The sequence below is a fragment of the Buttiauxella noackiae ATCC 51607 genome, from assembly GCF_001654865.1.
In the GTDB taxonomy this organism is placed as follows: domain Bacteria; phylum Pseudomonadota; class Gammaproteobacteria; order Enterobacterales; family Enterobacteriaceae; genus Buttiauxella; species Buttiauxella noackiae.
In genome coordinates, this window is sequence record NZ_LXEO01000014.1 from 225,719 (window position 1) to 234,062 (window position 8,344).

Here is an 8,344-nt window from a genome sequence, read left to right on the forward strand (position 1 = left end):
TGAGACTTATGCAACGTCGTACTTTTATCAAAGCTTTTGCACTCTCGGCCTCCGTTGTCAGCATGGGGCTGGCCTTCAGCGCATACGCTGCTGACACCATTAAAGTGGGCATCATGCACTCGCTTTCCGGCACCATGGCAATTTCTGAAACGCCGCTCAAAGATGTGGCGCTGATGACCATCGCGGACATCAACGCCAAAGGCGGTGTGCTGGGGAAACAGCTCGAACCGGTGGTGGTTGACCCGGCATCTAACTGGCCGCTGTTTGCTGAAAAAGCACGGCAGTTACTGAGCCAGGATAAAGCAGCGGTGGTGTTTGGCTGTTGGACATCGGTATCGCGTAAATCGGTTTTGCCGGTATTTGAAGAGCTTAACGGGCTGCTGTTCTACCCGGTGCAATACGAAGGTGAAGAGATGTCGCCAAACGTGTTCTATACCGGTGCGGCACCGAATCAGCAGGCTATTCCAGCGGTGGAATACCTGATGAGCGAGGACGGTGGGGCGGCGAAACGCTACTTCCTGCTGGGCACGGATTATGTTTATCCGCGTACCACCAACAAGATTCTGCGTGCTTTCCTGCATTCCAAAGGCGTGCAGGATAAAGATATTGAAGAAGTGTATACCCCGTTTGGTTACAGCGATTACCAGACCATTGTTGCCAATATTAAGAAATTCTCCGCCGGCGGCAAAACGGCGGTGATCTCCACCATTAACGGCGATTCCAACGTCCCGTTCTATAAAGAACTCGCCAACCAGGGCCTGAAAGCGACCGATGTGCCGGTAGTGGCGTTCTCGGTGGGTGAAGAAGAACTGCGCGGTATCGATACCAAACCGTTGGTCGGCAACCTGGCTGCGTGGAACTACTTTGAATCAGTGGATAACCCAACTAACAAAGCGTTTGTCGCCGAATGGAAAGCCTACGCCAAAGCCCACAAGCTGCCGAATGCCGACACGGTTGTGACCAATGATCCAATGGAAGCGACATATGTGGGTATTCATATGTGGGCGCAAGCGGTGGAAAAAGCCGGAACCACGGACGTCGACAAAGTACGTGCGGCGATGGCGGGGCAAACCTACAAAGCGCCATCTGGCTTTACGCTCACCATGGATGCCACCAACCACCACCTGCATAAGCCGGTGATGATTGGTGAAATCGAAGGTAACGGCCAGTTCAACGTGGTGTGGCAAACCGACCAGCCAGTACGCGCACAGCCCTGGAGCCCGTTCATTGCAGGCAATGATAAGAAGTCTGACGAGCCGGTGAAAATGGCGAGTAATTAAAGCAAAAAACAGTGTCGGGTAACGCTAACATTTACCCGACCAAATGCCTTTGTCGGGTGGATAAGCGCTGCGTCATCCACCATAAATCCAGGAGCCTTCATGAAACTATTTCGCTGCCTGTTAATCGCAGCCTGGCTGCTGCCGTGTTTCGCTCATGCCGGAGACGCTGAAGATTTTGCCGCAGCAAACCGCACTCAGCAGGCAAAATTGCTGCAAACGTGGGCGGCGGCACCGGATGCAAAACGTTTACCGTTGCTCAACGCTCTGACGCAAGAAAATCTGGTGATTAACAATAAAAAAGTCCGACTGACTAACCGTTTACGCATTCTGGCTGGAAGTGCTCTCTCCAGCCATCAATTAGTGAGTGACAACGTCACCGAGCGTTTGCAAGCGGCAATAGCGCTGCAACGCGATGTACAGCCTGATTTGCTGCCACTTTTACAGCAAAGACTTAGAGCCGAAACAAATGAAGATGTTCGCAGTGCGCTCGAAGGCGTCGTTGCCCAACTCCAGCTTGTTAGCCCAGACGTAAAAGTGCGCCTCAATGCAGTTGAATTACTAAGTCATTCTGCCGATCCCGATACGCAAGCCTTGCTTAAACCGCTGACTGACGCGCAAACCGAACCCGATGCGCAGGTACGCAAAGCGGCCAGCGAAGGGCTGCAAAAAATTCAACACCGTTTAATGTTGGGCGACATTCTCGGCCAGGCATTTATGGGGATTTCGTTAGGTTCTATTTTGCTATTGGCAGCACTCGGGCTTGCGATTACCTACGGTTTGCTGGGCGTGATTAATATGGCGCACGGCGAAATGCTGATGTTGGGAGCTTACTCCGCATGGCTGGTGCAAAGCGTTTTTCAGCACTACGCGCCAACATGGCTGACATTTTACCCGATCGTGGCGTTACCGGTAGCGTTTGCGGTTACCGCCGGAATCGGTATGGCGCTGGAGCGCACGGTGATTCGCCATTTATACGGACGGCCACTGGAAACCCTGCTGGCAACATGGGGTATTAGCCTGATGCTTATCCAGATAGTACGCATGGTGTTTGGTGCGCAAAACATGGAGGTCGCTAACCCTTCCTGGTTGTCTGGTGGCGTGCAGGTGTTGCCGAACCTGATTTTGCCGTGGAACCGCCTGGTGGTGATTGGTTTTGTGATGCTGGTGTTGCTGTTTACCTGGCTGCTGCTGAACAAAACCCGTCTTGGCATGAATGTGCGAGCCGTTACGCAAAACCGCGCCATGGCAGCCTGCTGCGGTGTGCCAACCGGACGTGTGGATATGCTGGCGTTTGGCCTCGGTTCAGGCATTGCAGGTCTTGGCGGCGTAGCGCTTTCGCAGCTTGGCAACGTCGGCCCGGAACTGGGACAAGGCTACATTATCGACTCCTTCCTGGTGGTGGTGCTCGGCGGTGTGGGCCAACTGGCAGGAACGGTTGTTGCCGCATTCGGGCTGGGTATCTTCAATAAAATCCTCGAACCGCAAATTGGCGCGGTGCTTGGCAAAATCCTCATCCTTGTGCTGATCATTTTGTTTATCCAGAAACGCCCGCAAGGCCTGTTCGCCCTGAAAGGGAGGGTTATTGATTAATGAGCCAGCCGCTTACGTTAACCATGACCCGCAAAGCGCCACGTTTGTCTGTCGCATTGGGGTTACTGATTGTGGTGCTGATGCTGACACTGCCGTTTTTAACGCTTCTGCCAGCAAGCCATCCACTGAGTCTCTCCACCTACACGCTGACGCTAGTCGGCAAAATCCTTTGCTATGCGGTGGTTGCCATCGCGCTGGATTTAGTATGGGGCTACGCCGGGCTGCTTTCGCTTGGGCACGGTATTTTCTTTGCCCTCGGCGGCTACGCAATGGGGATGTACCTGATGCGCCAGGCCGCAGGTGACGGGCTACCCGCGTTTATGTCTTTCCTGTCCTGGGATCAACTGCCGTGGTTCTGGTGGGGCACGCAACATTTTGCCTGGGCGCTGGCGCTGATTGTGCTGGTGCCAGGGTTGCTTGCCTTAGTGTTTGGTTTCTTTGCGTTTCGCTCAAAAATCAAAGGTGTCTATTTTTCGATTATGACTCAGGCACTGACTTATGCCGGAATGCTACTGTTCTTTCGTAATGAAACCGGCTTTGGCGGCAATAACGGCTTTACCGGATTTACCACGTTGCTGGGGATGCCAATTACGGCGACCAGTACGCGAATTGGTCTGTTTATTGCCACGGTTTTATTACTGCTGGCAAGTCTGGGAATAGGTTTTGCCTTAGCGCGCAGCAAGTTTGGCCGGGTATTAACCGCGGTGCGCGATGCCGAAAACCGCCTGGTGTTCTGCGGGTACGATCCGCGTGGTTTCAAACTGCTGGTGTGGACATTATCCGCTGTGCTTTGCGGGCTGGCGGGGGCGTTGTATGTGCCACAGGTCGGCATTATTAATCCAGGTGAAATGTCACCGACCAACTCTATCGAAGCGGCTATTTGGGTGGCGCTTGGCGGGCGAGGTACCTTGATCGGTCCAATCCTTGGCGCAGGGCTGGTGAACGGTGCAAAAAGCTACTTCACCATGGCGGTGCCGGAATACTGGCAACTGTTCCTTGGGCTGATTTTTATCGTCGTTACCCTGTTTTTACCGCGTGGTGTGATTGGCTTGCTGCGTAAGGGAGAAAAATAATGCAACCAGGTGAACCGCTTTTTACTCGGCAGTACGAAGCAGACAGATTTCGTGATCAAACCGATCCGGTTCTGATGCTGGAAAACATCAATGTCAGTTTTGATGGGTTTAAGGCTCTGACCGATCTGTCACTCAATATCGGCGTCGGCGAATTACGTTGTGTGATTGGCCCAAATGGTGCCGGCAAAACCACGTTAATGGATGTGATCACCGGTAAAACCAAACCGCAAAGCGGCAGGGCGTTTTACGATCAATCGACCGATTTGCTGCGTTTAGAACCGGCTGATATCGCTCAACGCGGTATCGGGCGTAAATTCCAGAAGCCAACGGTTTTCGAGGCTTTGACAGTATTTGAAAACCTCGAAATTGCGCAGAAAACCGATAAGTCGGTATGGGCGAGCCTGCGGGCGAAACTCAACTCTGAACAGCGCGATCACATTGACGAAATGCTCACTATCTTACGCCTGGGTGCTGAGCGCCATCGTAAAGCCGGGCTACTTTCTCATGGGCAAAAGCAGTTTCTGGAAATCGGAATGCTGTTGGTGCAGGAGCCACATTTATTGTTGCTTGATGAACCCGCAGCAGGCATGACGGATGCCGAAACCGAGTATACCGCCGAGCTGTTTCGCGGGTTGGCGGGTAAGCACTCCTTGATGGTGGTGGAACATGATATGGGCTTTGTGGAAACCATTGCCGACCACGTTACGGTACTTCATCAAGGCCAGGTGCTGGCGGAAGGTTCACTGCGCGAAGTGCAGGCTAACGAGCAGGTGATTGAAGTGTATTTGGGGCGATAAATTCACGGTGGAAGACGACACGCTTTTTCCACCCTACAACGGCAATTCGTAGATCGGATAAGCGGCACGCCATCCGACATCAAAGGGTTAACTATGCTCATAGTCAACGATCTTAACCAATACTACGGCGGTAGCCATATTCTGCGCGGAGTCTCGTTTGAAGCAAAAATTGGTGAAGTCACCTGTCTGCTTGGCCGCAATGGCGTTGGTAAAAGTACCTTGCTTAAATGCCTGATGGGGCTGATCCCGGCAAAATCCGGCAGCGTTAACTGGCAGCAGAACAATATCACCAGCCGTAAACCCCATCAGCGTGTACAGGCAGGTATTGCCTATGTGCCGCAAGGGCGCGAAATATTCCCGCGCTTAACGGTGGAGGAAAACCTACTGATGGGGCTTTCACGCTTTGCAGGGCGAGATGCAAAGCAGGTGCCGGAAGAAATTTATCAGCTTTTCCCGGTGCTTAAAGAGATGAAGCAACGGCGCGGAGGCGATCTCTCTGGGGGCCAACAGCAACAGTTGGCAATAGGTCGTGCGCTGGCCTGCAAACCACAGTTACTGATTCTGGACGAACCAACAGAAGGGATTCAGCCATCAGTTATTAAGGAGATCGGTCAGGTTATTGGTAGCCTTGCTGCCAAAGGAGATATGGCAATTTTGCTGGTGGAGCAGTTTTATGATTTTGCCGCGCAGCTTGCCGATAACTATTTGGTGATGTCGCGTGGCTCGATTATCCAGCGTGGAAAGGGCCCGGATATGGAAACCGATGGGGTCAGGGGGCTGGTGGCGATTTAGCCCTGCATATGGTCTACAAAACCTGCCACATTATGGTTCTTTTTGTTATGCCATTTGTTGCTTATATTCATAACACTTATCCCTCTAAGTTTGCCGAGGCCTGAATTGACCATAAATGAACATCAACAACCGGTTGGCCATGCACTTCCGGATTGGCAGCCTTGCCCGCGCCCACAGCGTGTAGTGCTGAAAGGGCAATATTGTCGCCTTGAACCGCTGGCACCTTCTCATGCCACCTCACTTTGGGCTGCCTGGAACACGGCAAAAGACAACAGCGGCTGGACGTATCTGAGTGTTGGGCCGTTTGCGAGCCTTCAGCAATTTGCCGATTTCATAGAGAGTGCGGCGCAAAGCCACGATCCATTGCATTACGCGGTTGTCGATACCCAAAGCGGCGACGCGCTGGGCACACTGTCTCTAATGCGCATCGACCCGGCAAATGGCGTGGTGGAAGTCGGTTTCGTTATGTACACCCCGCTGTTACAACGTACCGTTCAGGCAACAGAGGCCCATTACCTGTTAATGAAGTATGCCTTTGGGCTGGGTTATCGCCGTTATGAGTGGAAATGCGACAGTCTGAATGGCCCATCGCGGCATGCGGCAATTCGTCTGGGGTTCCGTTACGAAGGTTTGTTCCGCCAGGCGGTGGTGTATAAACAACGCACTCGGGATACTGCGTGGTTTTCTATTCTCGATAGCGAATGGCCGCAAATTCAGCAGGCATTTGAAGCTTGGCTCAGCATTGAAAATATGGCTGATGGCGTACAAAAGCAGGGACTGGCCCAGATTCGTGCGAGTTTGAGGAGTCATCGTCCAAACCTGAACAGCAATGTGGTGCAGGTAAGAGCTCTTGTTGAAAGTGACTATGCGCTGTGGGCTGCGTTGTGGCAGGGGTATCTGACGTTTTATAACTCGCAAATTAGTGACGTTGTCACGCAATTGACGTGGCAGCGTATGCTGGATGCAGCAGAGCCGATGTATGCGCTGGGCGCGTTTGATGAGCAGGATAAAATGGTCGGTATTGTGCATATGGTTTATCACCGTGGCACCTGGTCGGCTGAGGATCATTGCTATCTTGAAGATCTGTTTACCGCACCTGCTTCGCGTGGCAAAGGGGTTGGCCGGGCGCTGATTGAAGGTGTTTATCAGCATGCGCAATCGAAAGGTTGCGGGCGAGTGTACTGGCATACCCATGAAACCAATGCGGCAGGCCAGGCGTTATACGACAAGTTGGCGGATAAGCCTGGTTTTATTCAGTACCGTAAAGATCTTAAGTAGTTTCGTCGGATGACGCTTTGCTTATCCGACCTACGATTAGGTTTGTAGTATGAATAAACGAAGCGTCATCCACCACTTAGTTCAAAGCTCGTTGCGGTTTCACCGCCATTCCTTTCACAATCATCAGATAGGCCAGTGCAATCGCCACCATCAGCGCTACGAATAACATCGATGGCGGCAACCAGGTTAGCATCAAGCCGGTGAATAGCGGGGTACATGCACCGCCTAACCAACCCAACTGTTGTGCCGAAAAGTAGCTTGCTTTAAGCCCTTCAGGGGCAATGCTATCAACCAACATATATTCCCCGGGTGCAAATATAAGTTCGCCAAGCGTAAACACTGCCGCAGATACTCCCCATAACAGCAGGTTATCGCCCGAGATCATAAACCCTCCCAGACCCGCCATGAAAAACAGCGTACCGTAGCCCATCAGTTTTTTGATGTTGTCCGGGCGAATGCGTTTGCCGACCATATACTGGAAAACCACCACCACAAATGCGTTCACCGGCAGCACGACACCCACCACTTTTTGTGCCAATTCTGAATCGGAGATCGCAATCGCGTATTGCGATAAACAGGCAGCAAAAGAGCCAAACACCAGCGAACCAAGAAATGCTGACAAGGTGAAATACATCAATGCCTTGTCTTTAAGCATCTGGCGCGGGGAAAGTACGACCCCATCGTTAGAGCGCGAAGGGGTAACCGGCACACTATGCACATAGCGGCTAATCATGATAAACGGGATGATTGCGGTCAGGCCCGAAAGCCAGAATGGCAGGTTGGTGCTGTAGAGAACAGCCAGCGTGCCAATAGGTGGGCCGACCGTCCAGCCGATATTGGCGAAGGTGTAGTTAAGCGAGAAGATTTTAGGTTTTTGATGAATTTCCAGCGTGTCAGAAAAATACCCTTTCAGCACCGTGGCAAATACTGAATATGCGCAGTTTATGAGCGAATAAAATACCACCACCAGAACGGCGCTATCCACCAACGGAATTGCGACAAATCCGCCGAGGAAAATCACTATCGACAATAGCATGTATATTTTCTTGTCGAATTTATCCGCGAGGATGCCAAACCACAGGCTAAACATCACACCCGCCGTTAGCGCGATGGTCAGCGCCATACCAATTTCGCTTAACGGCATACCGTACTGCCGGGAAAGATAAATGGTCATAAATGGCAGTGTCAGACCGCGCCCAACGGTGAGTAGTAGCGAAGAGAGCAGTAAAACGCTGATGGAAAGTTGCTTACCAGAAAAACGAGCTGCTAAAGAAACCATTTTGTTGTGTGTTTTTAGTATGTTCACGAAGATGTATTTCAGATTTAGCATGAAGAATCGCCAAAGTATAGGAGGCGTTTATCATGGAATGCTTTCTGTGCTTATGGTTAAAAGTGCGATCTGTATCTGTTTTCAGATTGGATATAGCCTTAGATTTTAACAAAATCGAAACAAGCCGAGGGCAGGGTATGACGCGTAAAGATGGGCTACTGGCGATGCTGGTGGTTGTGGTGTGGGGGCTTAATTTTGTGGTCT

General features: G+C 51.7%; 8 protein-coding genes. 7 read left to right on the forward strand and 1 reads right to left on the reverse strand.

The features are described from left to right. The first annotated feature begins 8 nt into the window (after positions 1-8). The 6 genes from urtA to M979_RS06245 all read left to right on the forward strand — a co-directional run bounded on the left by urtA (position 9) and on the right by M979_RS06245 (position 6,810). Entirely contained in the window at positions 9-1,280 is a 1,272-nt protein-coding gene (gene urtA, locus M979_RS06220) for an urea ABC transporter substrate-binding protein (RefSeq protein WP_034455629.1), read from the forward strand. A gap of 99 nt (positions 1,281-1,379) precedes the next feature. Then, a complete protein-coding gene (urtB, locus tag M979_RS06225) occupies positions 1,380-2,870 on the forward strand; it encodes an urea ABC transporter permease subunit UrtB (RefSeq protein ID WP_064554140.1) in 1,491 nt (496 codons plus the stop codon). Then, complete coding sequence (gene urtC, locus M979_RS06230) at positions 2,870-3,943, forward strand: urea ABC transporter permease subunit UrtC (RefSeq protein WP_064554141.1); 1,074 nt, start codon at positions 2,870-2,872, stop codon at positions 3,941-3,943. The genes urtB and urtC overlap by 1 nt, the downstream gene beginning before the upstream one ends. Then, the gene (urtD, locus tag M979_RS06235; RefSeq protein WP_064554142.1) at positions 3,943-4,740 is read left to right on the forward strand and encodes an urea ABC transporter ATP-binding protein UrtD; all 798 of its coding nucleotides are present in this window, start codon (positions 3,943-3,945) and stop codon (positions 4,738-4,740) included. The genes urtC and urtD overlap by 1 nt, the downstream gene beginning before the upstream one ends. 93 nt (positions 4,741-4,833) lie before the next feature. After that, positions 4,834-5,532, forward strand: a complete 699-nt coding sequence (gene urtE, locus M979_RS06240) for an urea ABC transporter ATP-binding subunit UrtE (RefSeq protein ID WP_064554143.1) — start codon at positions 4,834-4,836, stop codon at positions 5,530-5,532. 105 nt (positions 5,533-5,637) lie between these two features. Beyond that, the gene (locus M979_RS06245; RefSeq protein WP_209439625.1) at positions 5,638-6,810 is read left to right on the forward strand and encodes a GNAT family N-acetyltransferase; all 1,173 of its coding nucleotides are present in this window, start codon (positions 5,638-5,640) and stop codon (positions 6,808-6,810) included. A 76-nt stretch (positions 6,811-6,886) separates the two neighbouring features. On the opposite strand, the gene ydeE is transcribed toward M979_RS06245, so the two are convergent. After that, positions 6,887-8,089 carry an efflux MFS transporter YdeE gene (gene ydeE, locus M979_RS06250; RefSeq protein ID WP_064554153.1) on the reverse strand — a complete coding sequence of 401 codons (1,203 nt, stop codon included), beginning with the start codon at positions 8,087-8,089 and terminating at the stop codon, positions 6,887-6,889. A gap of 188 nt (positions 8,090-8,277) precedes the next feature. On the opposite strand from ydeE, the gene M979_RS23735 reads away from it, so the two are divergent. Further along, on the forward strand, positions 8,278-8,344 hold a 67-nt coding region (locus M979_RS23735), incomplete at its 3' end, for a hypothetical protein (RefSeq protein WP_245164664.1).

Coding starts and splice junctions, on each gene's coding strand:
- urtA (WP_034455629.1), top strand. CDS start 9: ATGCAACGTCGTACTTTTATCAAAGCTTTTGCACTCTCGGCCTCCGTT.
- urtB (WP_064554140.1), top strand. CDS start 1,380: ATGAAACTATTTCGCTGCCTGTTAATCGCAGCCTGGCTGCTGCCGTGT.
- urtC (WP_064554141.1), top strand. CDS start 2,870: ATGAGCCAGCCGCTTACGTTAACCATGACCCGCAAAGCGCCACGTTTG.
- urtD (WP_064554142.1), top strand. CDS start 3,943: ATGCAACCAGGTGAACCGCTTTTTACTCGGCAGTACGAAGCAGACAGA.
- urtE (WP_064554143.1), top strand. CDS start 4,834: ATGCTCATAGTCAACGATCTTAACCAATACTACGGCGGTAGCCATATT.
- ydeE (WP_064554153.1), bottom strand. CDS start 8,089: ATGGTTTCTTTAGCAGCTCGTTTTTCTGGTAAGCAACTTTCCATCAGC.